The sequence below is a fragment of the Halomonas sp. AOP30-A1-24 genome (genome assembly GCF_052378165.1).
GTDB classification, from domain to species: Bacteria; Pseudomonadota; Gammaproteobacteria; order Pseudomonadales; family Halomonadaceae; genus Vreelandella; species Vreelandella citrativorans.
Genome location: NZ_JBQSXL010000008.1, coordinates 104,681 through 130,989 on the forward strand (window position 1 = coordinate 104,681; position 26,309 = coordinate 130,989).

Sequence of the window (26,309 nt, forward strand, 5' to 3'; positions counted from 1 at the left end):
ACGCTTTGGCCACAACCTGCGGCTGAACGTCAATCAATGGATGCCAGGCTGGCTGGGTAATGAGGGGTAAAAAGCTCCATTTTGCGGCGTTGTTCTTATTTAAATGCCCCCTTGGGTCGAACCATTTCTGGTCTTGGAAAACGGCTTATTTATGGTCAATAGAATAATGGTTAACGCCCGTTTCTTTGTAAGAGATTTCTTACAAAGCATGCCATGGTTGACAAGGCGTTTTTTGTAACTCATTGAGTTGTAGGTTTTTTAAAGGTTTTCTTCAAAAAAGGATTGCAGTGGGCGAAGAAAAACAGGCCAATTCTTCTTTGTTTCCTCTGTTAATCATGTTTAATATGTTGATAGATGGTAAGAATGTTGACTTATGATCAACGCTGCTATTACATTACCCTTGTTCCAGCTAGGTAATGTTAATACGTGTTGTTAGCTAGCCACCTGATGCGAACTAACGACTGTATTGCACCGAGGGAACAAGAATGATTACCTTGAGCGCTCAAGGTCGCTAAGAACCATCCACTGTGGGTGGTATCTTTTTTAAGCAAGGAGACTATAGTCCCATGGCAACACAAGAGAATTTAAATCTGGCTCAAACGCTTTACGTAGCCTATTACGGTCGTCCGGCCGATCAAGCAGGCCTCGAATTTTGGGCTGATGAAATTGAAGCTTCTGGCGCAGCAGCTGTGGTGAGCGTATTCGGCAACTCTGATGAGTATGTTGCTCGCTTTGGCGATCTTGGCTCGGTAGAGCTGATTAACAGCATTTACCAGCAAGCATTCAATCGCGATGCCGATGAAGGCGGTCTGGTTTTCTACGCCGAGAAGCTTGAAAGCGGTGAGCTGGACCTCGCGACGATTGCATTAACGATTGTTGAAAATGCATCCAATGATGATGCTCAAGACGCTACTGTACTGAGCAATAAGGTAGCGGCAGCTGACGCGTTTACCGCAGCAGCTGGCAGCGATTACGCAGGCAACGATGCTGCTGATTATGCCGCTGAGTTCTTGGCGAACGTTGGCGAAACAGCCGTTACTGAACAGCAGATTGCTGACGCGGTAGCGGGTATCCCACAGGGCGGCGAAGAGCCGACTGAACCTGAAGTGCCGGCCACTCCGGGCGAAACTTTCGTCCTGACTGAAGGTCGCGATAACGTGACTGGTACTGCTAACGACGACACCTTCGTAGGTGACGTAGGCCAGAACCAGAACGGCGCGATTTCTAACGCCCTTTCTACTGGCGACCGTTTGGACGGTGCTGGTGGTCGCAACACGATTGAAGCTTCTTTGATCAACGACAATGAAGTTGATGACGGTACGACACAAGCCCCACGTCCTATTACTCAAAACATCCAGGAAGTATACATCGAGGCGTTGCAAAGCAACTCTACCGATGGTGGTAACGCCACTCTCGACGTTACTCGCATGGAAAACGTTGAGCAATACTGGTCCGACTTTAGCCGCAGCGATATGACGTTCTCAGGCGTCAATCTGAACGGCAGCAATCTGAATATCACCAAAGACGTGACATTCGGTATGCGTGACGTGGATTTCGACTCTGGCCTGCGTGCCATGTTCGAAAGCCAATCTCTGGTTCGTGCACCGGCTACCCAGTTGAACTCTCAGCTGCTGGTTCGTATTGCTGATGTTAGCACCGAAACTCCCACTACGCCGCTAGCGAATGTTGACCTCAACCTGAGCTTCGATCTTGGCGGTGAGACGGTAACACTTGATGGCATTCGCTCTACTGACGGCACTTATGCTGGTCTGGTAGAAGCGCTGCGCGCTGAGTTAGCTGAAGCCGGCCAGAGCGACGTGGAAGTTGCTTTGTCAACCCCTTACGAGCAAGTAACGGTGGCTGGTAACACTGTTAACTTGCCGTTCACTGCACAAGAAATCCTGATCACTGATGCTGCCGGTAACGAGTTCAGTAACGTGAACTTTACTCAGTCAGCTATTGAGCCGGTAGCGGACGGCTTCCTGGTAGCAGGTAATGCCCAGCCTGTTGATCCTGCTGTTAGCAGCAACCTGATCGAAACCAACCTTGTTCTTGACAACGCTGGTCGTGGTTCCGAAGCTGGTGACGTGACCATTGGTGGTATGTCTAATTCAGGCACAGTAATTGAAAAACTGAACCTGGAAGTAGACCGTAGCAGCAAAGTTGACAATGTGTTCTCTGCCTACGGTATGGGCCACGGAGTCGTTAACAACACCGAAACTAAAGTTGCCTTCGAGCAAATTGAAGTTACTTCTGGCGCTGCCCAGGGCGACCTATCCATCGCGAATGTTGGCAATGTCCACAACTTCGATGCGACTGCATTTGAAGGTGCCAACTTGGCTGTTAACGGTTTAGCTGGCCTCGATAACGCTGGCTCCGATAACTTTGGCGATGACTGGGAACCGAATGCTGACGCGCGTGCCCACGTTTACAACACAGCTAACGAAGCGGGTAGTAGCGATACTATTAATGTTACCTACTCACTTGATAAAGCAGCTGAGTTCAACGGTTTCTCGCTGGGAATTAACACGGGTGCGGGTGATGACACCATTCACACTATTTCCGAGAACACTTTAGGCAACAACTTGCTGAACCAGCAAGATCTGCAGCCAAACGTTACCATCAATGCAGGCAGCGACAATAATACTGTCTGGACTGAAGGTGCAGGTGGTGTATCTATCACTACCGGTACTGGCAACGACGTTATCTACACTGATAACAGTGGCTTGTCTCAGATGAATAGTGATCTAGGCGCAACTTGGCTGGTGAATGCTGCTAATACAGAGTTCACTGATCTGCGCGGTACTATCGCTGGCCTGTCTTCCGGCCAAACGACGCCTGCTGGTAATGACATTCCTGCGGTACTGTTTGGTGCCCAGCTGACTGTTACTTTAGCCGGTGCACAAACCGGTGGTGAAGTTACTAGTGGTGCTGCTGCTGCCTTTGGAAATGGTTTTGAAGGCGTTATCAACATGAACGACATTCTGGGAGACCGTATCTTCGGTGACCAGAACGACGTTAATGCTGCCATCATGCAAGTGGTTAACAACCACAACGTTCTGAGCAAACTGTTGGTTGCTGAGAACGGTCCTGATAACAGTCTGGTAATTCGCTCACTGGTTGATGGCACGTTTGCCGCTGAAGACCTGCAAATCACGATGCTTCCTGCCGGTGTAAGTGGCATGAGCTCTTCCGATAAAGGTCGTCTGGAAACTGCCATTCGCCAAGAAGCTAATGACTCTAGCTTTGACGGTACTGATGCCAATCTGCAAGCAGTGTTGACTGGCTCCAGGACCGCTGTTGATACTATTGAAGGTATCGGTACAGGTGGTGGTGTTCTGGCTACTGACAATGGTGCTGATCTGACTGGTTCGGCCTCTACCAACAACAACACTGGCAACATTGTTAATGCGGGCGCTGGACGGGATGTCATCGTTCTATCTACCGACGCTAACAGCAATGAGACCGTTGTTTTTGAAAATGACTTTGGCCGTAACACCATTGTTAACTTTGACGCCGATGGCACCAGTGCTGGCGCTGATGTTTTAGACTTCACTGCCTACCTGACTAACGAGCAGTTCCAAGGCGGCAGCACTTCTGCTGAATCTCGTGACGCGTTCGCAACAGTTGGTTCTAACGGTGGCGGTATTGTTACAGCTAACAACGTGATTACGCTGAACGACTTTGTTGCCGGCACTGGTAATAACTCTGGCCAGACTTGGGGTAACCTGACTGCTGAGAACTTGCTGACTGCTATCCAGAATGGTGGAAACAGTGCTGACTACGGTAGCCTGCAGTCTACCACTCTCGACGTTTCTGCTGATATTACTGGCCTTGTTGGTAACTCCATCAATGCGATTGTTATGATCGAAAATAACAACAACGCTGGTGAGTACAAAGTGTTCGAACTGACCGGTTCTGGTGTCAACGACGCCAATACCGCCAATGAGTTCACTGGTGCAGAGCTGGTTGGCACCGTTGATTTTGGTAACACTGTTGATGCATCTGCGGTTGACCTTGCTTAATCGTTGAGAAATACTGGTTGTCATTGGATTCTTTTTGACAACCAGCTTCCTATCGATGATTTTTTAAGATTGTCTATTAGGAAAACAAAACCCCAATCTTCGGATTGGGGTTTTTCTTTTAATAGGGGGAGTCAGCATGTCTAAATGGGTTACTCTTTCGCGCCAGCAGCACTCAGACCTCTTTTATTTGCCGCGCCAAAACTATCGCTTTACTGCCACTCATGCAGTTGTGCCAATTCTGGCTGGCGAACTGAGGCAAGCGGCCACTCAGTTCGTGATGGGCTTTATCAAGCGTGGGGAGCGGTTTACCTTGGTTGCGCTGCTTGGTCAAGGTGAGTCCTCACATCACTATATACATCCTGAAGACAGCCGCTGGTTAGGGGTCTATGTTCCTGCCGTGTTTCGTGGGTATCCGTTTGGGCTTGCCAAGCAAGAAACAACCGGAGAAATGGTCTTACAGGTTCATACCGATCACTTGTCGCATGAAGCAGGAGAGCCTTTATTTGATGATTCAGGCGAGCTTAATAACGCGGTAGCCCAACAATTGAGTTTTTTAGGTGAGTGTGAAAAGAACCGACAGCAAACAGATGAGGCATGCCAACGGCTAGCCGAGTCGGGTGTTTTGCAGCCGTGGCAAACTGGTAAGGATGGGCCTAACGCTATTGGCCTATATCAAATTAATGAAGAAATGCTGAATAAGTTATCGGAGGCAGATTTTTATCAGTTGCAGGGCGTACCTCTTGCTCTAGCGTATGGACAGCTGTTTTCTATGGCTCAGCATGAGCAGCTTTCTCAACGTTCAGAGTTACACGCCAAGCTAAGTGTGCCCGAGTCTATTGATGAGCTATTTGCAGATAATGACGATGATTTGCGGTTTGATTTTTAATTGCTGTCTACTCAGCCCATGCGAATGAGGTTGCATTCTTCAGCTGTTGCTCGCGTTAGCTGCCAAATTAAGCAAAACAGTTTTTACCGCATGATGCGAATTCAGTAGAATAGCGCGCTTATTTATCGCAACGAGAGTGGAGCATAATGTCTACGCTGCCCAAAAGCGTTGTAGTGGGAGGTCGCCGGTACCCTACCTGGGCGTTAAGCTCAGGGGCCCGTCAGCAGTTGATGAATTTAGAGCGGGTGGATGCACATATTGCGCAGTTGAAAGATCAGTTGGCCTACTACACAGTGGCTCGAAAGCATTGCCTGGGTAGTTTGAGCCAAGCACTGCCAGTTCGGCAGCCTCCCACAGTACGGCGCTATTACTGGCAGATGACATCCCCTGAGTGGGCGCAGCAGTCATGGACAGCCGAAAATGTTCCACTGTTGATGCGTGACTTCGACGCGAGTGAACGTTGCCGCGAGGGTGACTGCCTACTGATATATGTAAAAGGTTATGGCTTCTGTGGCTGGGGAGAGGTGTGCTTGAAGAGCCACTCGACACAACACCTGTTTGTCTGGCGGAGCAGGGTCAAGGCATTATCTGACGCGTTACCGGCCAAAACGTTAAAAGAATATGCATTACGTCACCCTACGCGGGCATCCCAGCGCTTACCCGAAAATGCTAATGTTGAAGCTTTGTTAAGTGCGTTGGAAGCTCGAAGTAGTATGGGCGCATTATAGTTGTGAAGGCAGCTTGATGACACCAAAACTGCTACACTATGTAACTGATATTTTATGATTAATTGACAGGGAGCCTAGTATGGCAAAAGATGAAACTCAATATGTCACGATTGATGGGCATGAGTATATTCTATCTGATCTATCTGAGAATGCGCGGAATCAACTGATTAATCTTCGTGTAACGGATCAGGAAATTCAGCGTTTAAACCAGCTGTTAGCGATTGCTCAAACAGCACGCACTGCTTATGCGAATGCGCTGAAGGATGAGCTGCCTGAGAAAAAAACGCACTAAAGGTGAGTGTGTTTGTAAAGAAGCAGCAGGGTTGATGTGAGCACGGCTTTTTAGCCGTGCTTTTTATGGCGAGACAAGTGGAATGTTATAACCTTTCTATATTGGTAGCGCCCACGGGGTAATTCATTGACACAGCCACAAGAACTAAGCTATAGCTGAATCAGCTGTTGGTTAAGCGACGATACGCAAGCACGGCTTTGAGTGAGCGGTACGAAGAGACTGCCATTTAAGTAGCGTTGTGGCTGACAGGCGACAGGGAATGTAATGGATGATGTCAGGAGACAAAAATGCTAACGCCATCACAGCAGTTGCAATCGTACTATTTGGCAATGTTTGGCCGGGCCGCCGATCCGGAAGGGTTTGCTTACTGGTTCGATAAGTTGAATACCGATACGTTAACGCTTGAAGGCATCGCCGAGCAGATGCTGCAGTCTGAAGAGTTTGCTTCACAGCGTGAAGTACTTGTTCAACTTGAGGATAACGGCTGGGTCAATGAGGTATACCAGCGCTTGTTCGCACGTGAGGCAGAAGCTGAAGGGGTGTCCTATTGGTCTGAGCAGGCTCAAAATGGTCACTCTGCTCAGGCGATTTTGCTTGATATGATTAGCTTTGCGAAAGACACCGATGCCGAGGCATTAAACGCCTACGCCTCGGTGGCAGAGTTCTACTCCTCAAGCGTTTCAAGTGAAGACTACGACCCCCAGCAAACGTTAGTCCAGGAGGGCTTCAGGTCAAACCAGCAGCTTTATCAGGACCTGGAAGCGTTGGCGGCGACGTATGATACGTTAAGCTTGGCGCAGGCAGGCGAGTCTGTAGAGGGGCGTCCGTTATATAGCGCAACGGTAGGCGAAGGCTCGCATAAGTTAATGGTTGTGACCCAGCAGCACGGTGACGAGCCTGTGGGAACGGAGTCGGCGATGCATCTGCTAGAGTGGATGAGTGGCGACAGTGAGGCAGCGCAATCGTTGCGAGAGCAGGTCACATTGACCGTTATGCCCAGGGTTAATCCCGACGGTTTTGAGCGTTGGGAACAGTTGGTTGCTGGTAACAGCGACCCAGAGACAACCCTGGACCCGCGTCGTAACTCAGCGGATATTGATCTCAACCGTACCTGGGATTCGGATGAAGCATTCGATCCGGCGTTAATTCCTGAAACCCTGGCCGTACGCAACGTACTGGAAGCGTTTCAGCCAGACTTGATCCTTGATTATCACAACCAGAATAACTACCTCAATGAGACGGGCGAGCTGGAGACAATGTCGATTCTTTGGCCAACCAATGACGGTGTCGAGCCTTCTGTCACGGGCACCGCTCAGCAGGCGGCTATAGCACTTTCCCAGGGCGTTGAACTGTTCGATTACGGCTATCTCTCTTTATTTCCTGGCGGCGATGCGGCGAATATAGGCCGTAATGGTATAGCGATGGATGGTACGCCGGCGCTTTTAATAGAACAGCGTGGGCTTGAAGAGTTTGAGCTAAAAGCGCTGGAAGGATTAGCGCTTGATTTTGATGCCGTAGCAAGCGCGTTAACCCTTGAGGGGGTTCTGAGCATGGTCGGCGTCATGCAGGCGCTTGGTAAGGATGGTTTTGAAACCATTGACCCAGAGCTAGCGCTATTGCTCCCAGAGCGGGGTGAGCGCACGCCCTTTGATGAGCTTTATGCCGAAGAGGTCGAGGGGGAAGTCGATGTCGCTGCTGTCAATAACACGCAAAACATGCTCGACCTTGACGCAGTGCCGGTGACCGGCGTTGCTGAGCCGCTATCATCGGAATTTCTAGCCGCATAGCAGGTGTTGTAGCTTCTACCTGACTGAAACGCCCTCATTGAACAGTGAGGGCGTTTTTCATTCCTGGAACCTTGCCGCGTATGTGCACACTGGCCCAGCTTCTGTCGGAGAGTTACCCAACAAGGAGGCATTAGATGGGGCTTGGGCAATATGGGCGCCTCCGAGCCCTCTTGGAGAGTTGTGCTACTATCTTCGCTGTTTATTGTCTGCTGGAAGCGTTAAATGGTCGTTACAAAGCCTCTGTACCAAGTGGCAAGTGGCATCGTGTTTTTAATGGGTGCTTTGGCGCTAATTGTGCCCTCGGGCTATTCAATTGGCCCTGCAATGCTATTGTTGCTCAGCGGGCTACTGTTGGTTAAGCCTCTACCATACAAGCTTGCGCGGCGAGACCTATGGGTGATAGCTGCATTGAGTGGTTATGGCCTTGTCGTGGGCATGTTTTCTCTGCTTGAGCTGAGTATGCGCGAGCTTGACCGCCCGGTGCGTTTTTTATTGGCGGTCCCCGTATTGCTGTTGATTCTACGTGTACCTCCGCGCTTGTCGTGGCTATGGTCGGGTATTGCAGTCGGTGCAATGGGCGCCGGGGCATTGGCTGCTTGGCAAAAATTCATTGAAGGCGTTGGGCGGGCGGATGGGTTTCTGCATCCCATACAGTTTGGCAATCTAAGTATGCTAATGGGAGTGTTGTGCCTGGCAGGCCTGGGCTGGGCTACTGTGCAGCGCTTTCGTTATACGTGGATGGCGCTCTTATTAACCGGCGCGCTTTGCGGCATGTTGGGGTCGTTATTTTCGGGTAGCCGAGGAGGGTGGGTCGGCTTGCCCATTATAGGCCTGGTGCTGTACCGCAGCTATGGCCACTGTTTTTCTGTGCGCGTTAAACTCAGCGTGGCCGGTTTTGTAACACTGCTTCTTGCAACGCTTTATATGTTGCCTGAGGCCGGTTTGCAGAAGCGAGTACACGAGGCTGTCAGTGATATCAGCAGTTATGTCACGGGAGAAGAAAGGGATACCTCGCTTGGGCTTCGTTTTGAAATGTGGCAAGGGGCAGCGCAGTTGATCGCAGAGCGTCCTTTATTAGGCTGGGGGGAGGCCGGGTACCAGGCCGCTATGCACAAACTGAGCGAGGAAGGTGATATTTCATTAGCTGCTTCTACGTTTGATCATGCACACAATGACCTTATTGATGCGTTTGCTAAGCGTGGGGTATTCGGGGTGGCCGCATTACTATGTTTGTATTTAGTGCCACTGCGCATGTTTGCCTCCGGTTTGCAGCATTCCAACCTTGAAATTCGGGCGTTGGCCGTAGCGGGCACGTTATTGTCCGTTGCTTATATAGATTTTGGCCTCTCACAAACTTTTTTTGCGCATAACAGTGGCGCCATGTTCTATGCGTTCTGGCTCGCTGTGCTATGGGGTGTCTATAGCGCACAAAATCGGGCAACCCGTGATGAACGGTATTCATGCAGTACCTGACGCGGATGCGATGAAAGTCACCTCAGGCTGCGTTATGATAGCAGTCTGATTTCTTTCATGAACGATCCTTATCTACGAGGTTTCCCGCCAATGTTCAGCCGCGATATGACAATTGCCGGATTTGATGATGCGCTGTTTGACGCCATGCAGAAAGAAGTGGCCCGTCAAGAAGCGCACATTGAATTAATTGCTTCCGAAAACTACGCAAGCCCCCGCGTAATGGAAGCGCAAGGTAGCCAGCTGACCAACAAATACGCTGAAGGTTATCCGGGCAAGCGCTACTATGGCGGCTGCGAGTTTGTCGATATCGCTGAAAACCTCGCGATTGACTACGCAAAAGAGCTGTTTGGCGCCACCTACGTGAACGTGCAGCCGCACTCCGGCTCCCAGGCCAACAGCGCGGTATTTTTAGCGCTGGTTAAGCCGGGCGACACCATTTTAGGCATGAGCCTGGACGCAGGCGGTCACTTGACCCACGGCGCCAAGCCTAGCTTCTCTGGCAAGCAGTACAATGCGGTTCAGTACGGCCTAAAGGAGCAAGGCCTGATCGATTATGATCAAGTAGCTGAATTGGCCCGTGAACACAAGCCGAAAATGATCATTGCCGGTTTCTCTGCCTACTCACAAATTGTCGATTGGGCCAAATTCCGCGAAATCGCTGACGAAGTAGGCGCTTACTTATTGGTTGATATGGCACACGTGGCGGGTCTGGTCGCCGCGGGCGTTTACCCAAGCCCCTTGCCTCATGCTCATGTGGTCACTTCAACGACACACAAAACGCTGCGTGGTCCGCGTAGTGGCGTGATTCTGTCGGCTGAAAATGATGCCGACATTGAGAAAAAGCTGCAGTCTGCCGTCTTCCCCGGCGGTCAGGGCGGCCCGTTAATGCACGCGATTGCGGCAAAAGCGGTCTGCTTCAAAGAAGCCATGTCGCCTGAGTTTAAAGCCTACCAGCAGCAGGTCGTTAAAAATGCTAAGGTAATGGCCGGTGTGTTTATGGAGCGAGGCTTTGATATCGTTTCCGGCGGTACCGAAGACCATCTCTTCCTGCTCTCATTAATCAAGCAGGGCGTGACCGGTAAAGATGCTGATGCGGCACTAGGCCGTGCCCATATCACTGTTAACAAAAACGCCGTGCCTAACGACCCGCAAAGCCCGTTTGTTACCTCAGGCCTGCGTATCGGTACGCCAGCGGTGACTACACGTGGTTTCGGTGAAGAAGAGTGCCGTCAGCTTGCAGGCTGGATCTGTGACATCCTGGATGTGCTGGCCAAAGGCGAAGACACCGGCGCCATTGAGGCTCAAGTGGCAGAGAAAGTGGCAGAAGTTTGCGGCCGCTTCCCGGTTTATAAGTAACGTTGTGATAAGGGGTTGCGTGAAGTGCCTGGTTAGCCCGTAAGGCTCACCAATTCACGCCATATCTGAAAAAAGGCCTGCACGTTAAATCGTGTAGGCCTTTTGGTTTTAGCGACGCGTAAAAGTGAAATGATGCCTGATTACTCAGGGCGAGGGATAAACGACGCCATCGCTTCGAGAATTTGATCAACGTCAGGGATGCGCCCATCCTGGTTAAATAAACACGTATGTTGTGGCTCGTACCTGGGCCAATAGCGGTAAGGCAGCGTCGAATAAAAAATGCCCAAGGTGGGCGTGTGCGTGGCCAGTGCCAGGTTTCTTACGCCCGTATCGCCGCAAACAAGTAAATCTGCTTGGGCCATGGTGTGCGTAAGCTCCTCTAGGGGGAGTTTGTGCTGGATCGTAATGTTGGCGTGCTGCGCGGCCTCGGCGAGCAGGAAATCCCCTTTTTCACTCTCGTTGGCCCCTTCCAGCAAAATATGCTGATAATCAGGAAACTGTGAGGCAGTGCGTAACATAAGCGCCTTCCATACGTCCTGTGGAACAGATTTATTGGTTCCAGACGCAAAGGGGAAATAGTAGATAGCGCGAGCACTCTCGCTTGGGGAGTGAACGGGCAGCGCAAAATCGAGCGGGTACGAGGGCTGGTTGCCGAATACGCTTAAGAAGTCGAGTAAGACCTCGGCTTCGTAATGGTAGTTTGAGCGGGGCAGAGTAACGTCATACAGCCAGCGGTTGTACCAGGGGCGATATGGAAACCCCATTTTTAAATGCGCACTGCTCAATAGTGTGAGTGCCCTTGAGCGAGAAGTATCCGCAAGGTCAAACACAATATCGAACTTACCAAGCGTTGTAAGCGATTTGTACTGTTCTTGAATGCCGGTTGATGTGTCATGGATGAAAATGTCATCGACCAGGTCTTCAGGCACGGCATAGCGGTATTTGCGGGTGGTTGCCAGCGTCACGTGCGCGTTAGTAAAGGTCCTTTTTAATTCAACCAGGAAGGGACGGGCCGCCATATAGTCGCCAAAAGCACATTGGCGTATCACTAAAACACGCTGGATATCCTCATGGCGTGTTTGGTTGGCCCACTGTAGAGATTTTTTCTTGAAATAACCTGACTTATCTTTCCATATCTTCATACTGCAGGGCCTGATAATAACGATTAAAACGACATTGCCGGTGAGACATACAGGGCAGTTGAGTAGGTGGCCCATAGTGAGTGTTCACTATGGGCGCGTTTACCAGCCCCCTTGGCCTTCCAGCAAGCTACGCATGTTATTATCCAGCTTTACTTGAAAATCTGCACTGCCCAATACCATGGCATCGCTTGAACGTACGACACGTGTGCTTACGTAGAGGTAATCCTGCCCTTGGGCATAGGTGCCCATCAAAATAGAGCGTGCATTATATTGTGAGCTTAAGCTCTGTACCTCGCGAGAAAGGATCAACTCGCCCACTTTCTCCTCAATAAACATGCTGTGGCGCATTTTGACTTCACGCACCTGCATGCCCTGCTGCGCAAGGGCCGAGGCCATGATTTCCGAGCTGATACGCCCAAACGTGGAGGATTGCGTGAGGTTGTCGATGTTGACAAAGGTCGCGGCAATCATGGGGTTGTAGCGCGTGATATCTGGGTTGCCAGCCACCATCTGTTGAGCAGCTTTATGCGCCAGCTCAGAAAGGTCGGGCTCTGGCGGGCGCGGCTTGCTGTTAGCACTGTTCGTGGCACAGCCCGCTATGAAAAGCAGCAAAAGGCCCATCAATAACAGGCGGCTAGTCGCTAGAAACGTGTGCGGATGCGGTGATGTCGACGATATGAAATGCATGGCGTTACCAGGTACCTGTTACCGGGATAGAGGGGACAGCCGGTGCTTGCGGAACGCGATGCGGCGCATATTGGCGGCGGTCGCCTGCATTGATGTAATAGATATTCGATGAGGAGTAAAGAATACGCTCATCGTCGGTTATCTGAATGGTGATAATAACCTCTTCATTGCCTGTAGAGGTCCAGCTACCGCTAACGGCGTCGGCAGCAATCCCGGCGGGTATTAATCCAAGCGCGGGTTCTGCCCAGTGGTTATAGGGGATAGTCGCGACCGCAATGCCTGCTGTTAGGGCTGTAAAGGTACCGACTGGCGGGCGAATAAAGCCCCGGTCTCGGTGTTCAACTACTTCCACGCCGATATGGACATCGGCGGTGTTGGCCGTTGGCAGCGTAGTGAGGTTGGCGCCACGCGAAACGAGCTCGCTGGTTAGTAGCGTGCGAAAACCGCGTTCAAATTCGCCGCCGCTATACGTACTCAGGCTTTGGTGGTCAGGCTCGGTGATATATAAATCCCGAAAACGCACGCGCTCACGCTGTAGAATGCGGTTGGTTTCATAGCGCGCCAGTACTTCCCAGTGGTGAGCGGCCTGCATACGTTGCTGCTCAGTATAGGGATAGGTGGTGGCGATGGGGGCCTGCGAGGTGTTGGCATAGAAGCAGCCGCTTAGCAGTAAGCTTGCAAACCCTGCACAGGCAATACGGAATAATGGGGGCGTTAGTAAATGGCTTAAGCAGCTCTGCACCAGAGGTTCCTTATCGTGTCATAGGGTCTTTGATAGACTTGTCTAGTTTTACCATGCTTGGTAACCATCGGCCACGGGATTGAAAACTTGAATGAGCGATAACACGCATGCTTGAAGACCATCGCGGCGGCTCGCGCCATGATACGCTAATGTCCGCCTATCCTGCCGATGAAAGTGGTAGCGGATGGATGATTAGCTACATCGATATTATGACGCTGCTGGTGGCGCTATTTGTCATTATTGTGGCGGCAGCGGGTGCCAAGGCACCTGAACTGTTTCAAGCATCCTCAGAAGAGGCGGCTCAAACGTCAGATCTTACACTTAACATACCGCTTCCAGAGCCAATAGAAGATGCACGGCAACAGCGCACTATTGAAGCGTGGCGGCGAGGGCTGGACCCTTACGCGCTGAGCGCGGCACTTGGCGTTGCCGGGTTGCCCAGTCGTATTGCTGAACCTGAGGCTACACCCGAAGCGCCGCCGCCACTGCTGGCACTTGCCCCTGTGGAGGTTATACCGCCAGAAGAGGTTGCTGAACCGTTAGCGTGGATGCCTCCTGTGGAGCTGCCTACGCTGTTAATGCGCACGGATGATGAGGCATTAGCGACGCCCTTGGCCGATTATATGGTGCTACTGACAGACCACCCCCCGGTGAATGTTCAGGAAGTATCCATGGATGCGATCAATAGTGCCCAGGTACTTCAGGCCTCCCTGGTCGAGCGTGTTGATGTCTCCCCCTATTTGCCCGACCTGGAAGGTGTTGAGGTTTCCCGGGTGGCGGAGGGGATTAGTTTACGCGTTCAGGATCAACTGCTGTTCCCTTCCGCTGAGGCACAGCTCACCAGTGGAGGAAGCTCACTGGTCGGCAGCCTGCTGGAAACCATTCAGCGATACGAAGGGGAGGTATGGGTAGAGGGCCACTCAGACAGCCAGAGTATTAGCACCGAGGAGTTTTCTTCAAACTGGGCACTCTCCAGTGCACGGGCCATTGCTATTGTCGAAGCACTAGAAGCGGAAGGCGTCGCGCCTGAGCGCCTAAGAGCGGTTGGGCTCGCCGCTACTCAGCCACTTGAAGATAACAGCACGCCAGAAGGTCGGTCACGCAATCGACGCGTCGAAGTCGTCATTCATATTGAGTAAAAAAGCCCGCCGGGGTGGGCGGGCAAAAGAGCTTGGCTCGAAGTAGCTCGCTAGCCTCAGGGGAGGGGGGAATTGCTAGCGAGTACAATTTAAGTATAGTTGTAGTGTAGGTTTTTCCAAGCGTTTAAAGTCGGCTTAAACGTTTTGACAAGGCTCACGTTTTTATAATCTTGCTGAAATACATCATAACAGTGCGTTTAGCTGGCGCTGCTTCAAATACTGCTTAAATAAATTGTGGGGCAGGCTAATGCTCGCCCACCCCCTGGAAGCTTGATGAGCTGGGCTCCCACAATGTTTGCTTGGCCTTGAGGCTTGATGAGCATTGTGGGAGCTTTAGCCAGCGAATGGGGCTTGTGTGCTTGTTAGTGGTATTGCGGGAGGGCTGCTTGCGCTTCTTCGCCGTTTTGATCTACACGGAAGTGAGCAACTTTCTGACGCAGTTGAGTACTAAGCTGCGCTAACATTTGGGTGGTATGAGTACTCTCTTGCACCAGCCCGGCGTTTTGTTGGGTCATCTGGTCCATCTGGGTCACGGCCAGGTTGACCTGCTCAATGCCGCTGCTCTGTTCACTGGTGGCGGCGGATATCTCCTGTACCAGCGTGCTGAGCTGTTGGATGTCGGTGACCACGCTATTGATAATGTCACCGGTATTGCGGACTTGCTGGCTGCCTTCGGCGACTTTAGCGCCGGAGTTTTCAATCAGCTTTTTGATTTCCTGAGCGGCCGATGCTGAACGGCTGGCAAGCTGGCGTACCTCATTGGCGACCACTGCAAAGCCACGGCCCTGTTCGCCTGCGCGTGCTGCTTCCACCGAGGCATTCAGTGCCAAGATATTGGTCTGAAACGCGATGGCATCAATGGTGTTCACGATACTGCTCATTTCCGCCGAGCTTTCATTAATCGTGGCCATGGTACTGACCACCGTGGTCATTGCGTCGCTGCCGCGCTGCGCATTATTTGCCGTGTTCGTGGCCAATTGGCGGGCATGCTCGGCATGGTCAGCATTCTGTTTCACAGTGGCGGTGAGCTCTTCCATGCTGGAGGCTGTTTCGGCAAGGGAGGCAGCCTGCTGTTCGGTGCGGGTTGAAAGCTCTTCGTTAACGCCCACAATTTGCTCAACGCCACTGTTGACCTGGTCGGCACCGTGATGAATATCGCCAATCGTTCCGGCTAACGTCTGCCGCATACGATTAATATCATAAAGCAGGCTTGCTTGGTCACGGCTGGAAAGCTGGGTACTACGGGTAAGGTCGCCATCCGCAATATAACGCACCACCGTTGCCGCATAACGCGGGTCTCCGCCCAGGCGGCGAGAAACATCACGAATGACCCAGCCCATCAGCAGAGTGGCCGGCAAGCCGATGATTAACAGCATGATGATGGAATGCAGCAAGTTGGCAATGAATGCTTCGTTAATATCATCCACATAAACGCCGGTTGCCAGTGACCACTCCCACTCAGGCAGGTAGGCCACATAGCTGATTTTAGGTAGCTGCTCGTCGCCATTGGCACGGCGAGCATGGTAGCCAACGTGGCCGCCTCCCGCTTGCGCTGTGCGAAGCAGTTCGGGATACAGCAGCATGCCGCCGGCATCTTCATAGCGGCTCATATCATCGCCAGGTGTTCGGCTAGGGTGGGAGATGACAATTAAATCGTCATTGAAAGAGAAAATATATTCATCAGCGCCAAAGCTCACACTGGACATATTATCGATAGCGCGTTGTTGCGCTTCTTCAAGGCTCAGTTCGCCAGCGGCGACCCTTTCTTGTAACACTTCAATCTGGTTATGCACGCTTTCGACGATGTATTGAATGCTGTCGCGGCGTTCGCTTTCGATCGTTTGGCGATTCTCCCAAGCAAGCCAGCCCACCAGCAGCAGCATGGTGATCCAGATGATGCCCAGCGTTCCCCAGAGTTTTTGTGTTGTTGTTATTTGCATTATTATTTTCCTATCACAGCTAAGTAAGTAACGAATACATCCTATACCTATATCGGCCTAACGCTCTGTTACTTAAGGCGAACTACATAAAACTCGTTAGAAGGGCGTTGAAAATTCGCTATAAGCGCGCTGAAAAGGTGGGGCATACAATCAAAAACGCCCCCGTGGCCAAAAAAGCCAAGGGGGCGTTTTTCTGCTGCTAGCCTGGTTTAAAAATCGCTATCGTCGTGTGTAACGCGTGACGTTGATGAGCGTGATGGTAGGGGGGTTAGGGGCGACTGGTGATCCACTCGGAAGTGAGACACACGCTCGCGCAGTTGGGTACTAAGCTGCGCAAGCATCTGGGTCGCGTGATTGCTCTCTTGCACCAGCCCGGCGTTTTGTTGGGTCATCTGGTCCATCTGGGTCACGGCCAGGTTGACCTGCTCAATGCCGCTGCTCTGCTCACTGGTGGCGGCGGATATCTCCTGTACCAGCGTACTGAGCTGTTGGATGTCGGTGACCGCGCTATTGATAATGTCACCGGTATTGCGGACTTGCTGGCTGCCTTCGGCAACTTTAGCGCCGGAGTTTTCAATCAGCTTTTTGATTTCCTGAGCGGCCGATGCTGAGCGGCTGGCAAGCTGACGTACCTCATTGGCGACCACTGCAAAGCCACGGCCCTGTTCGCCTGCACGTGCCGCTTCCACCGAGGCATTCAGTGCCAAAATATTGGTTTGAAACGCGATAGCATCAATGGTGTTCACGATACTGCTCATTTCTGCCGAGCTTTCGTTAATCGTGGCCATGGTACTGACTACCGTGGCCATTGCATCACTGCCGCGCTGCGCATTATTCGCCGTGTTTGTAGCCAGTTTGCGGGCATGCTCGGCATGGTCAGCATTCTGTTTCACAGTGGCCGTGAGCTCTTCCATGCTGGAGGCTGTTTCGGCAAGGGAGGCTGCCTGCTGTTCGGTACGCGTTGAAAGCTCTTCGTTAACGCCCACAATTTGCTCAACACCACTGTTGACCTGGTCGGCACCGTGATGAATATTGCCAATCGTTTCGGCCAATGATTCCCGCATACGGTTAATATTATAAAGCAGGCTCGCTTGGTCACGGCTGGAAAGCTGGGTACTACGGGTAAGGTCGCCATCCGCAATATAACGCACCACCGTTGCCGCGTAGCGCGGGTCGCCGCCCAAGCGGCGAGAAACATCACGAATGACCCAGCTCATCAGCACCGCAACAGGAATGCCAATAATTAACAGCGCAATCAGCGAGCGAATGATACTGCTAACAAAAGCAGTTCTAATATCATCTACATACACACCTGCGCCAAAGGCCCAGTTCCATTCGGGAATATAGGCAAAATAACTGATTTTAGGGAACTGTTCGTCACCGGAGATTCGGCGCGAAAAGTAATCAACGTGCCCACCCCCTGAGCGTGCAGCATCAAGAAACGCGGCGTACAAATGCATGCCTTGTGTGTCTTGGTAACCACTCATGTCCTCGCCAAGCGGTCGATTTGGATGTGATACGATCTTTAGTTGGTCGTCAAAGGCAAACAGATACTCCCCTTCAGCGAAGCTGGCGTTTGCTAGACTGTCAATTCCGCGTTGCTGCGCTTCGGCGAGAGTGAGTTCGCCGCTGGCTACCTTGTCTTGAAGTGCCCCTAGCTGCGAGTGAAGACTTTCAACGACGTTTTGAATAGTGTTACGACGTTCCTGCTCAATGGTTTGACGAGTCTCCCAGGTTAGCCAGCCAACCAGCGTTAGCATGGCGAGGCAAATAATTCCCAGGATGCTCCAGAGTTTTTGATTCGTGGTTAATCGTGTCATGGTGTTCTTGTCATAGCCTTTCAAATAATGATTGAAGCTTGTATATCGGCCGAATGGACGATGTGTTTAAGAGAAAACGCATTAAATTTTTCAAAAAGGGGGCATAAACGAAATGCCTGCGGTGCAGGCATTTTTAAAACAGCATCTTAGCTATTTTTGTTAAGAAAAATTAATGCGTTATTGTGTTTCTGGCGCCGGGCTGCCCATCAGTTCGAGCAGCTGTGCTTCCTCCGGCATTCCTTGAATGCGATCAATGCGCACAACGCCGCTGGCTACTTCACGCTGAAAAGCGCTGGTGGGCGTTGCGTAAAGTCCTAATGCGTCAAACAGCTGGTTATTCGTGTACACCTGCTCTTCAATATCACGGGGCTGTGCGCTGGCTGTTATTGCTTCCCCCTCTTCATGACGCTTGAGGGCGGCACTTGGGTCATCAGCCGCCAGCAGCGTGGCGGCTTTGGCAGGGCTATCAGGCGCTAAAATGCCCACCATGATATGGCGTAACTGTACCTCGCCTGCCTCTACCCACGGGCGGGTTTTCTTCCAAAATGCCTGACAGTAGGGGCAGTTGGCATCCGTGAAGGTGTATATCACCCTGGGGGCTTCGGTGCTGCCATCCTGTATCCAGTGACTATCTTCGAGTAGTTGCCATGTTTCGGCTTCCAACACTGCGCGGACATGCTGGTCCAGCTGGGCTTCCGTCAGGTTCTCGCCCTGGTGATCCGTTAGCGTGCCGACAATCGCGTGCTCACCATCGGGTGTTAAATAAATGGCTATTTCCTGGCCTTGGGCGCTCGCACCAAACCCGCTTAGCCCACCTGGCGCGTCAAACTGGCCGTGAATTTCCCAGCCCTGGTCAGCCAATGCCTGCACCGGTGCAGGCAGCGCGTTAGCGTGGCTGATGTTGAAGCCTGCGAACAGTAGCAAGCCGCTGAGGGCTGTGGAGGTTTTAAAAGCATTGCGTTTTTTAAAAGAGACGTTAAGCATACGGAGGGTAAGCGGCATCACAACATCCTTGCATAAGGAGCATAATAAGTGACGCTAACCTATCAGAGCCTGCCACCGAAGCATACACAAACACCTCGGAGGGGTGTTTGTTGGAATTGGGGCATAGCACTTGAAACAGAGACGCCGCGCTACGAAAAAGTGGCCATGTTGATGCCGGTAGCGCATACAATGCATTGTGTTTTCTGGATTCATTAATCCCATGTATTGAACCAATGCAGCGTGTGTGTCAAATCGTTACAATGACGGGCTAGACACTGCTGTTATTGCATCATGGTCCGCGCTTAAACGCTGCAGACATAACGTTTGGGTCGATTGATGGATGAAAACGCGTTTGAGAACAGTCTTGAAAAACAGTGAGTGATAACAGGTTATAACATGCTTACTCGTGCGGCTTACAGCACGGACTGACAACAGGTTGACCGCTATGCATTGCCCTTTTTGTGGTGCTAATGATACTCGAGTGACTGATTCGCGTTTGGTAGCGGAGGGTGATCAGGTGCGTCGGCGCCGACAGTGTGCCAGTTGCCAGGAGCGCTTTACTACCTATGAAACGGCAGAGTTTTTGATGCCAAGAGTTGTAAAGTCGGATGGCTCGCGCGAAAGCTTTAATGAAGTAAAGCTACGTGCCGGAATGTTACGCGCCTTAGAGAAGCGCCCGGTCAGCGCTGAAGCTATTGAAGCGGCAGTTGAGCGTATTCGCCAAACCCTGCGCGCCCGAGGCGATCGTGAAATCAATGCGCGTGATATTGGTGAGTCCGTGATGCAGGCATTAAGCAACCTGGATCAGGTGGCGTATATCCGGTTTGCCTCGGTCTATCGTAAGTTCCAGGACATAGACGAGTTTCGCGCTGAAATTGATCGTCTCTCCCAAGAGCCCTCTTTGCCATCGGAGCGTGATAAGGAAGATACGTAATGAGTACCGTTGCCGCGTTTAGCGACGCTGACCACCGCTATATGGCGCGTGCCTTGCAATTAGCCAGGCAAGGGCTTTATACCACTGACCCTAATCCGCGCGTAGGCTGCGTCATTGTACAGCAGCCGCCTGGCCAGCCCGGGCATATTGTGGGGGAGGGGTTTCATGTGCAGGCGGGCGAGCCGCATGCGGAAGTTCATGCGCTCAATGCCGCGGGTGACAAGGCCAAAGGGGCGACGGCTTACGTCACGTTAGAGCCCTGTTTTCATACAGGGCGGACAGGGCCATGTGCGTTGGCGCTTAAAAACGCCCAGGTGGCACGTGTCGTGGTCGCCATGGTCGACCCTAATCCGCAGGTCAGTGGGCAAGGAATTGAGCTACTAAAGGCGGCCGGTATCGACGTGCAAATCGGCTTGTTAGAGCAAGATGCACGGGCGTTAAATCCTGGTTTTATCGCTCGTATGCAGCGTAAACGACCCTTTGTGCGTCTAAAAATGGCCATGAGTTTGGATGGGCGTACGGCGATGGGGTCGGGTGAGTCGCAGTGGATAACGGGTCCTGAAGCGCGCAGTCATGTTCAGCGCCTACGTGCGCGTTCGAGCGCTATTTTGAGTGGCGTTGACTCGATCATTATGGATGATTCACGGTTGACGCTGCGGGCTGATCAACTGCAAGTAGCGAACGCTGACATCGTGGCGTTACGTCAGCCACTGCGCGTTATTGTGGATACGCGTTTGCGCCTGCCTTTAGCGGCGGCCTGTTTACGTGAGCCTGGCCGTACCTTAATAATGACCACGCCCGCACACTCGCCAGAAAAACGCGCCAAGTTAACGGCGGCTGGCGCAGAGGTGCATGTGTTTGAGGCGGGGAGCGATGGGCGTCTTCCGCTGGGCGAATTGCTTGGCTGGCTGGCTGAAAACGAACAGGTCAACGAGCTGCTGGTGGAGACAGGTGCCACGCTCGCTGGTGCGCTGCTGGATGCCAGATTGGTGGATGAGTTGCAGCTTTTTGTGGCACCCACGTTATTGGGGGGTGAGGCAAAACCGCTCTTTGCGCTACCTGGGCTTTCACAAATGGCGGATCAGCGGCGTTTAAGCATTCATGATATACGAGCGATAGGGCGAGATTGGCGTATTATTGCCTCACCAGAGCCCGACTAGCGCAGGCGGCGATAGCAAGGTACTCTGTCGCAATTGATCGTGTCGCAATTAACCGTGTCGCAATTATCCGTATTGCAATTAGTTGTGTTGTAATTCAGTGCTGCTATCGGTTTTTGATGGTTGCCCGCTTATTGTTATCAATGTTGGCGGTACGATGGTTACGTAGTGCGCAGCCCCAGTGTTGCGCGGCATCGCATACGCTGCGAACTCATATTTAGGAGCTTCCATGGTGAATTCTTCCTCGGGGGGCTTAGCCTCTATTGCTGAACTGGTAGACGATATCCGCCAAGGCAAGATGGTCATCCTTATGGATGATGAGGGTCGCGAAAATGAAGGCGATATCATCATGGCGGCCGAAAAAGTGCAGGCCGAGCATATCAACTTTATGGCGCGGTTTGCCCGTGGCCTGATTTGTATGCCGATGACGCGCGAACGGTGCGAGCAGCTTAACCTGCCGTTGATGGTGCGCGACAATGGCTCAGGGTTTGGTACCAAGTTCACGCTCTCTATTGAAGCAACCCAGGGCGTGACCACGGGTATTTCTGCGGCAGACCGGGCGCGGACGGTTCAAGCGGCCTGTGCGCCTTATGCCAAACCGACCGACCTTGTTCAGCCGGGGCACATTTTTCCGTTAATGGCTGAGCCCGGCGGTGTGTTGCGTCGTGCAGGCCATACCGAGGCGGCCTGTGATTTGGCAGCGCTGGCGGGCTGTGACCCCAGCGGTGTCATTTGTGAAGTGATGAACGATGATGGCAGTATGGCGCGCCGCCCAGAGCTTGAGGCGTTTGCCCTACAGCATGGTATCAAAGTCGGTACCATTGCCGACTTGATTCATTACCGTATTATTCATGAGCAAACCGTTGACCATGTTGAAACATCAACGGTAATGACGTCCCAGGGCGAGCTGGCGTTGCATGTTTTTCGTGATCGTATTCAAGGCGCGCATCATTTGGCGCTGGTGAAAGGGCAGCCCGCGCCCGAGCAGACCACGACCGTACGCGTTCATTTAGCCGATACGTTGCGTGACGTGCTTGGTTTGGCGAAAGATGATCAGGGGCGCTGGAATGCCCATCGTGCCCTGGAAGAGGTCGCGGGTTCTTCCGCCGGTGTGCTGGTGCTTATTGATGACGGCCGCCCACATCAGGATTTGAAAGACCAGTTGGATGTGTTTTTAGATCGTGTGCGCACCCCGCGCACCAGTGAATCTGATGGCACAGGCAACTATTTAACGATTGGTACTGGCTCGCAAATTCTACGCCATCTAGGGGTAGGTAAGATGCGGCTACTAAGCTCACCGTGGAAATTTTCAGCGCTCTCGGGCTTCGACCTTGAAGTGGTCGAGCTTGTGGGGCCTGATGACATCACGTGTGAGCCAATTTCTCAGCAGGAATAAATTGATGCAATCCCTCTCTCAAGTAGAAGGCACGTTTGTCGACGTCGATGGTCGCTACGTTATTGTGGTTGGCCGGTTCAATCACCATGTGGTTGATAGCCTTGTAGAAGGCGCGATTGATAGTTTGACGCGTCATGGCGTAGACGCCGAAAACATTCACCTTGTTCACGTGCCGGGCGCCTGGGAATTGCCGCTCGCTGTGAAGCGTGTTCTGAAGGTCATGAAACCTGATGCAGTGATTGCGCTGGGCGCGGTTATTCGTGGCGGTACGCCGCACTTTGAGTACGTGGCGGGCGGCTGTAATACGGCTATCAACCATTTGCAGCTGGAGTTTGATACACCGGTTGCCAATGGCGTTTTAACCGTTGAGTCCATCGAGCAGGCAATTGAGCGTGCGGGTACCAAAGCGGGTAATAAAGGAACGGAAGCTGCAATGGCCGCGATGGAGATGGTCTCATTGCTGCGTGCGTTACCGCTAGGAGAGTCACAATGAGCGAGCGCCGTGAGCGTAAGGCCTCTGCTGCCCAGCAGAGCCGCCATGCTGCCCGTGAGCTTACCGTCCAGGGTCTTTACCAGTGGCAGATGACGGGTAAATCAATCACCGCCGTTGAAGCCGAGTTCCGCAGCCAGGTCGCCGATGACGATCTGGAAGATCATGAAAATTGGGTTAAGGTAATGGAGATTGCTGACAAGGCACTCTTTCATGAGCTTTTGCACAATACGGCACGCTATAAGACCGAGCTGGATCGCGAAATATCACCGTTGCTGGATCGCCGTCTGGAAGACCTGGACGCCGTCGAACTGGCTATTCTACGCTTGGGCGCCTATGAGCTTTCTCGCCGTATGGAAGTGCCGTATCGCGTGGTGATTAACGAAGGCGTTGAACTGGCCAAATCCTTTGGCGCAACCGACGGCCATAAATACGTAAATGGTATTCTCGACAAGCTGGCTAACCGCTTGCGAAGTGCCGAGGTCAGCGCCCGCCGCCTGTAACGGCGCGCCGTCTGGTACTGTGGTTAAGGGGCCTTTGTGCTTGCTGAATTTGATTTGATTCGCCGTTATCTGATGCCGTCGCAAGCGCCACTCCCGGCAGATGGTGTCGCACTGGGTGGTGGCGACGACGCTGCCCTGTTAGTGCCTAAAGCGGGTCATCAACTAGCGGTGAGCGTTGATACCTCTGTCGTTGATGTTCACTTCCCGCAGGATGCGCCCGCCTTTACGGTGGGGCATCGCTCGCTCGCCGTCGCATTAAGCGATTTGGCGGCCATGGGGGCAGACCCTCGCTGGTGCTTTATGGCGCTCACGCTTGATCAGCGTACGTTTGCCAATGATCACGCGATTCATGCCTGGCTTGAAGCGTTCGCCAAGGGGTTTCATACGCTTTGTCAGCGCCAAGCCACCACCTTGGCCGGTGGCGATGTTACCTCAGGTGCGCTTACGATTGGCGTTACCGTGATGGGCGAGGCGCCGACGGGGCATGCCTTGACCCGCGCCGGGGCAGCGCCTGGCGATATGATCGCCGTGACTGGCGCCCTGGGCGGCGGGGCGGGTGGGTTAGCTCTTTGGCAGCGTGGCGAGCGTGATCTTCAGCACCCCTTGCTGCGTCGTTATCTCCTGCCTGAACCGCGCTTGGCCGCAGGTGTAGCGCTTCGAGGGCTAGCCTCCGCCGCTATTGATATTTCTGACGGGCTGCTGGCGGACCTTGGTCATCTACGCAAGGCGTCAGGTGTTGGGGCGACGCTCGATATGACATCGCTGCCGCTGGCGGAGGCGCTGGAAAGTAGTCTTGGCCGTGACGCTGCCTGCAACGCTGCGCTCTCGGGGGGGGACGATTATGAACTATTGGTTACTCTGCCGGCTGAGAACGTTGCCAGCGCGCAGCGCGCGCTTGGCAAGCTGGGGCTGCCCTTAACCGTGATTGGCCAATGCAGCGACACGTTGGGTGTAAAAGGGATTGCACCGAACCTGGGGACTGGCTGGCAGCATTTTAATGAGGGGGCGCCATGAACCGTGCACCACCAAGTGTGTGGCGTCGCCCAACGCATTTTTTTGCGTTTGGTTTAGGCAGTGGAACGGTGCCCTGGGCGCCAGGCACCTTTGGCACGCTGGCCGCTATTCCTTTCTACTGGATTATGGCGGACCTGCCCTTGGGCTGGTATTTGGGCATCGTGTTCGTGGCCTTTGTGATTGGCGTTTGGCTCTGTGATAAAACATCACACGATTTAGGGGTGCATGATCATTCCGGCATTGTGTGGGATGAGTTTGTCGGCTACTGGATCACCATGGCTGCCGTTCCCTTCTCCTGGGAGGCGGCGCTGTGGGGGTTTATTGTTTTTCGTATTTTTGATGTGTTTAAGCCTTGGCCTATCCGCTGGGCTGACCGACGAGTGGCTGGTGGCTTTGGCATCATGATTGATGATGTCATGGCCGGGATCTATGCCTGGAGCACCATGCACTTATGGTATTGGTTGCACTAAAACGCAACCGCAGGTGACACTGGGCAACACTCACTTCCTATTCGTGCGGTTGCTCAAGGAGATGGCATGCGCAAGGAACGCTTAATTGTCCCTATTTTGGCCGCATTAGCCATTGTTTGGATGGTGGGGCAACTGCTATCCAGCGTGCTGTTTGAGCGCAGCCTCCGCCAAGCGCTGGAAGACCTGGAGGCACGGGGCGAGTGGCGCGTGTCTCGCGTCGAGCGCAGCCAGGGGTGGTTAAGTTCTCAGGGTCGCCTGCTGCTTTCCCCCTTGCTGGGACGCCCCTGGCAGTTGGAGCTTACTTACCGTGCACGTCACGGTATTTTAAGCACGGACGTTGAAGGTACGTTTCTGCCCCGGCTGGATTCGGCGTTACAGCAGGCGGTAGGGGAGGTGACTGCCACCTCTGCACCACGTTGGAAAGGCCGTTACCACACGCTTAGTGGGCATAGTGAGCTACAGCTGGCGCTGGCGCCGTTTATTATTCAGCAAAGCGGGCGGGAGCTTGAGGTCCGTGGAGGGCGGCTGCGGTTGGAGGGCGTGTTTGGCGATTGGCGATTACGCGTTCGTATGGACCAGTTGGCGCTAACCGATGGCGCGGCACAGTTAACCCTGGGACCGCTGCTGCTTGAAAGCCGTTACACCTATATTGAAGATGCCCACCACTTCGCTCAGCGCGACCATCTGCATGTTGATGCCTTGTCACTTCACTACCCAGCCTATGACGTAAAACTGGCACCGCTGGATATACACAGCTACATGGTGCTGGATGAAAGTGAATTGCGTCTCACTGGCGAACTCATTATGGGCGACGTTATGGTGCCTACGGAGGCACCCGATACGGCGCTGCTTAATGGGCATATTGCCATGGAGCTATCACGCCTTAACGCTGATGCGATACGTCAGGCTATCCGTCGGCTGCGCCAGGAGGCTGCTTGGGGAGATGCCAGCTTGCCGATGGCCGAGGGGTTGTTATCCCGACTTGAACCTGACCTACTGCAAATATTGAGTGACTCTCCGCGATTGGATGTTATCACCGTAGATGTGGATAGCCCGCTGCTGGGGCTTCGCGTTGACGCTGATGGCGCGCTCTTCTTCGATGCTCGAAAGCTGGATCAGCTCAATGTCACTTTGCTTGATAAGCAGGAAGAGCGTGCCCGTTGGCTTGAACGCCTTGACGGCGATTTTATTTGGCATGATGCACCGACGGTAGTTGCCTTATGGCTGGGCTTGCCGTTAGGAACCCGTGAGCTGCAGTTTGACGTGATACGCGGGAAGTGGCGTGTTAACGGTCGTCCCATGCCGGACCTCTGGTCGCAATAGACGGCGCCAAGGGTTGAAGTT

At 52.8% G+C, this 26,309-nt stretch carries 22 protein-coding genes; 16 read left to right on the forward strand and 6 right to left on the reverse strand.

Translation table 11 applies throughout. The features are described from left to right. Positions 1 to 566: 566 nt before the first annotated feature. From ACT3TJ_RS06580 to glyA, 7 genes are all read left to right on the forward strand, one after another. Positions 567 to 4,025, forward strand: a complete 3,459-nt coding sequence (locus tag ACT3TJ_RS06580) for a DUF4214 domain-containing protein (RefSeq protein ID WP_193057242.1) — start codon at positions 567 to 569, stop codon at positions 4,023 to 4,025. 136 nt (positions 4,026 to 4,161) lie between these two features. Further along, the gene (locus ACT3TJ_RS06585; protein ID WP_193057243.1) at positions 4,162 to 4,911 is read left to right on the forward strand and encodes a SapC family protein; all 750 of its coding nucleotides are present in this window, start codon (positions 4,162 to 4,164) and stop codon (positions 4,909 to 4,911) included. Between the two features lie 146 nt (positions 4,912 to 5,057). Next, the gene (locus ACT3TJ_RS06590; protein ID WP_193057244.1) at positions 5,058 to 5,639 is read left to right on the forward strand and encodes a hypothetical protein; all 582 of its coding nucleotides are present in this window, start codon (positions 5,058 to 5,060) and stop codon (positions 5,637 to 5,639) included. A 79-nt stretch (positions 5,640 to 5,718) separates the two neighbouring features. Beyond that, positions 5,719 to 5,931 (forward strand): DUF6447 family protein, encoded by a 213-nt coding sequence (locus ACT3TJ_RS06595; RefSeq protein WP_193057245.1) that lies wholly within the window; start codon positions 5,719 to 5,721, stop codon positions 5,929 to 5,931. 287 nt (positions 5,932 to 6,218) lie between these two features. Beyond that, positions 6,219 to 7,718, forward strand: coding sequence for a M14 family zinc carboxypeptidase (locus ACT3TJ_RS06600; protein ID WP_193057246.1), 1,500 nt, complete (start codon positions 6,219 to 6,221; stop codon positions 7,716 to 7,718). A 222-nt stretch (positions 7,719 to 7,940) separates the two neighbouring features. Then, entirely contained in the window at positions 7,941 to 9,191 is a 1,251-nt protein-coding gene (locus ACT3TJ_RS06605; protein ID WP_193057247.1) for an O-antigen ligase family protein, read from the forward strand. Positions 9,192 to 9,281: 90 nt separating this feature from the next. Continuing rightward, the gene (gene glyA, locus ACT3TJ_RS06610) at positions 9,282 to 10,547 is read left to right on the forward strand and encodes a serine hydroxymethyltransferase (protein WP_193057253.1); all 1,266 of its coding nucleotides are present in this window, start codon (positions 9,282 to 9,284) and stop codon (positions 10,545 to 10,547) included. A 140-nt stretch (positions 10,548 to 10,687) separates the two neighbouring features. On the opposite strand, the gene ACT3TJ_RS06615 is transcribed toward glyA, so the two are convergent. From ACT3TJ_RS06615 to ACT3TJ_RS06625, 3 genes are all read right to left on the reverse strand, one after another. Continuing rightward, on the reverse strand, positions 10,688 to 11,689 hold the full coding sequence (locus ACT3TJ_RS06615; protein WP_193057248.1) for a glycosyltransferase family 9 protein: 1,002 nt from the start codon (positions 11,687 to 11,689) through the stop codon (positions 10,688 to 10,690). 99 nt (positions 11,690 to 11,788) lie between these two features. Continuing rightward, positions 11,789 to 12,376, reverse strand: a complete 588-nt coding sequence (locus ACT3TJ_RS06620) for a FlgO family outer membrane protein (protein ID WP_193057249.1) — start codon at positions 12,374 to 12,376, stop codon at positions 11,789 to 11,791. Between the two features lie 4 nt (positions 12,377 to 12,380). Then, positions 12,381 to 13,118 carry a hypothetical protein gene (locus ACT3TJ_RS06625; protein ID WP_319643864.1) on the reverse strand — a complete coding sequence of 246 codons (738 nt, stop codon included), beginning with the start codon at positions 13,116 to 13,118 and terminating at the stop codon, positions 12,381 to 12,383. A 107-nt stretch (positions 13,119 to 13,225) separates the two neighbouring features. On the opposite strand from ACT3TJ_RS06625, the gene ACT3TJ_RS06630 reads away from it, so the two are divergent. Next, on the forward strand, positions 13,226 to 14,257 hold the full coding sequence (locus ACT3TJ_RS06630; RefSeq protein WP_193057250.1) for an OmpA family protein: 1,032 nt from the start codon (positions 13,226 to 13,228) through the stop codon (positions 14,255 to 14,257). 362 nt (positions 14,258 to 14,619) lie between these two features. Here ACT3TJ_RS06630 and ACT3TJ_RS06635 read toward each other — a convergent pair whose 3' ends face one another. The 3 genes from ACT3TJ_RS06635 to dsbG all read right to left on the reverse strand — a co-directional run bounded on the left by ACT3TJ_RS06635 (position 14,620) and on the right by dsbG (position 19,019). Then, on the reverse strand, positions 14,620 to 16,200 hold the full coding sequence (locus ACT3TJ_RS06635) for a methyl-accepting chemotaxis protein (protein WP_193057254.1): 1,581 nt from the start codon (positions 16,198 to 16,200) through the stop codon (positions 14,620 to 14,622). 206 nt (positions 16,201 to 16,406) lie between these two features. Continuing rightward, positions 16,407 to 18,017 carry a methyl-accepting chemotaxis protein gene (locus ACT3TJ_RS06640; protein WP_444614698.1) on the reverse strand — a complete coding sequence of 537 codons (1,611 nt, stop codon included), beginning with the start codon at positions 18,015 to 18,017 and terminating at the stop codon, positions 16,407 to 16,409. 177 nt (positions 18,018 to 18,194) lie between these two features. Continuing rightward, positions 18,195 to 19,019 carry a thiol:disulfide interchange protein DsbG gene (gene dsbG, locus ACT3TJ_RS06645; RefSeq protein WP_226912238.1) on the reverse strand — a complete coding sequence of 275 codons (825 nt, stop codon included), beginning with the start codon at positions 19,017 to 19,019 and terminating at the stop codon, positions 18,195 to 18,197. A gap of 427 nt (positions 19,020 to 19,446) precedes the next feature. Here dsbG and nrdR point away from each other — a divergent pair, with 427 nt between their 5' ends. The 8 genes from nrdR (at position 19,447) to ACT3TJ_RS06685 (ending at position 26,288) form a co-directional block, all read left to right on the forward strand. After that, entirely contained in the window at positions 19,447 to 19,935 is a 489-nt protein-coding gene (gene nrdR, locus ACT3TJ_RS06650) for a transcriptional regulator NrdR (protein WP_172116157.1), read from the forward strand. After that, positions 19,935 to 21,095 carry a bifunctional diaminohydroxyphosphoribosylaminopyrimidine deaminase/5-amino-6-(5-phosphoribosylamino)uracil reductase RibD gene (gene ribD, locus ACT3TJ_RS06655; RefSeq protein WP_193057412.1) on the forward strand — a complete coding sequence of 387 codons (1,161 nt, stop codon included), beginning with the start codon at positions 19,935 to 19,937 and terminating at the stop codon, positions 21,093 to 21,095. Before nrdR ends, ribD begins: the two co-directional genes overlap by 1 nt. A gap of 226 nt (positions 21,096 to 21,321) precedes the next feature. Then, on the forward strand, positions 21,322 to 22,488 hold the full coding sequence (gene ribBA, locus ACT3TJ_RS06660; protein ID WP_193057413.1) for a bifunctional 3,4-dihydroxy-2-butanone-4-phosphate synthase/GTP cyclohydrolase II: 1,167 nt from the start codon (positions 21,322 to 21,324) through the stop codon (positions 22,486 to 22,488). 4 nt (positions 22,489 to 22,492) lie between these two features. Further along, positions 22,493 to 22,981, forward strand: coding sequence for a 6,7-dimethyl-8-ribityllumazine synthase (gene ribH / locus ACT3TJ_RS06665; RefSeq protein WP_087105680.1), 489 nt, complete (start codon positions 22,493 to 22,495; stop codon positions 22,979 to 22,981). After that, complete coding sequence (gene nusB / locus ACT3TJ_RS06670) at positions 22,978 to 23,481, forward strand: transcription antitermination factor NusB (RefSeq protein WP_087105682.1); 504 nt, start codon at positions 22,978 to 22,980, stop codon at positions 23,479 to 23,481. The genes ribH and nusB overlap by 4 nt, the downstream gene beginning before the upstream one ends. A gap of 36 nt (positions 23,482 to 23,517) precedes the next feature. Beyond that, on the forward strand, positions 23,518 to 24,495 hold the full coding sequence (gene thiL / locus ACT3TJ_RS06675; RefSeq protein ID WP_193057414.1) for a thiamine-phosphate kinase: 978 nt from the start codon (positions 23,518 to 23,520) through the stop codon (positions 24,493 to 24,495). Then, positions 24,492 to 24,965, forward strand: a complete 474-nt coding sequence (locus ACT3TJ_RS06680; RefSeq protein WP_193057415.1) for a phosphatidylglycerophosphatase A family protein — start codon at positions 24,492 to 24,494, stop codon at positions 24,963 to 24,965. The genes thiL and ACT3TJ_RS06680 overlap by 4 nt, the downstream gene beginning before the upstream one ends. Positions 24,966 to 25,031: 66 nt before the next feature. Next, entirely contained in the window at positions 25,032 to 26,288 is a 1,257-nt protein-coding gene (locus ACT3TJ_RS06685; RefSeq protein ID WP_193055047.1) for a DUF945 family protein, read from the forward strand. Positions 26,289 to 26,309 lie beyond the last annotated feature (21 nt).

What these genes read in the sequence shown, in the direction of transcription:
- ACT3TJ_RS06585 (WP_193057243.1), top strand. Translation starts at nt 4,162, where the DNA reads ATGTCTAAATGGGTTACTCTTTCGCGCCAGCAGCACTCAGACCTCTTT.
- dsbG (WP_226912238.1), bottom strand. Translation starts at nt 19,019, where the DNA reads ATGCCGCTTACCCTCCGTATGCTTAACGTCTCTTTTAAAAAACGCAAT.
- ACT3TJ_RS06590 (WP_193057244.1), top strand. Translation starts at nt 5,058, where the DNA reads ATGTCTACGCTGCCCAAAAGCGTTGTAGTGGGAGGTCGCCGGTACCCT.
- ACT3TJ_RS06605 (WP_193057247.1), top strand. Translation starts at nt 7,941, where the DNA reads ATGGTCGTTACAAAGCCTCTGTACCAAGTGGCAAGTGGCATCGTGTTT.
- ribH (WP_087105680.1), top strand. Translation starts at nt 22,493, where the DNA reads ATGCAATCCCTCTCTCAAGTAGAAGGCACGTTTGTCGACGTCGATGGT.
- ACT3TJ_RS06600 (WP_193057246.1), top strand. Translation starts at nt 6,219, where the DNA reads ATGCTAACGCCATCACAGCAGTTGCAATCGTACTATTTGGCAATGTTT.
- ACT3TJ_RS06620 (WP_193057249.1), bottom strand. Translation starts at nt 12,376, where the DNA reads ATGCATTTCATATCGTCGACATCACCGCATCCGCACACGTTTCTAGCG.
- ACT3TJ_RS06685 (WP_193055047.1), top strand. Translation starts at nt 25,032, where the DNA reads ATGCGCAAGGAACGCTTAATTGTCCCTATTTTGGCCGCATTAGCCATT.
- ACT3TJ_RS06640 (WP_444614698.1), bottom strand. Translation starts at nt 18,017, where the DNA reads ATGACACGATTAACCACGAATCAAAAACTCTGGAGCATCCTGGGAATT.
- ribD (WP_193057412.1), top strand. Translation starts at nt 19,935, where the DNA reads ATGAGTACCGTTGCCGCGTTTAGCGACGCTGACCACCGCTATATGGCG.
- nusB (WP_087105682.1), top strand. Translation starts at nt 22,978, where the DNA reads ATGAGCGAGCGCCGTGAGCGTAAGGCCTCTGCTGCCCAGCAGAGCCGC.
- ACT3TJ_RS06630 (WP_193057250.1), top strand. Translation starts at nt 13,226, where the DNA reads ATGCTTGAAGACCATCGCGGCGGCTCGCGCCATGATACGCTAATGTCC.
- ACT3TJ_RS06595 (WP_193057245.1), top strand. Translation starts at nt 5,719, where the DNA reads ATGGCAAAAGATGAAACTCAATATGTCACGATTGATGGGCATGAGTAT.
- ACT3TJ_RS06680 (WP_193057415.1), top strand. Translation starts at nt 24,492, where the DNA reads ATGAACCGTGCACCACCAAGTGTGTGGCGTCGCCCAACGCATTTTTTT.
- nrdR (WP_172116157.1), top strand. Translation starts at nt 19,447, where the DNA reads ATGCATTGCCCTTTTTGTGGTGCTAATGATACTCGAGTGACTGATTCG.
- glyA (WP_193057253.1), top strand. Translation starts at nt 9,282, where the DNA reads ATGTTCAGCCGCGATATGACAATTGCCGGATTTGATGATGCGCTGTTT.
- ACT3TJ_RS06615 (WP_193057248.1), bottom strand. Translation starts at nt 11,689, where the DNA reads ATGAAGATATGGAAAGATAAGTCAGGTTATTTCAAGAAAAAATCTCTA.
- ribBA (WP_193057413.1), top strand. Translation starts at nt 21,322, where the DNA reads ATGGTGAATTCTTCCTCGGGGGGCTTAGCCTCTATTGCTGAACTGGTA.
- ACT3TJ_RS06580 (WP_193057242.1), top strand. Translation starts at nt 567, where the DNA reads ATGGCAACACAAGAGAATTTAAATCTGGCTCAAACGCTTTACGTAGCC.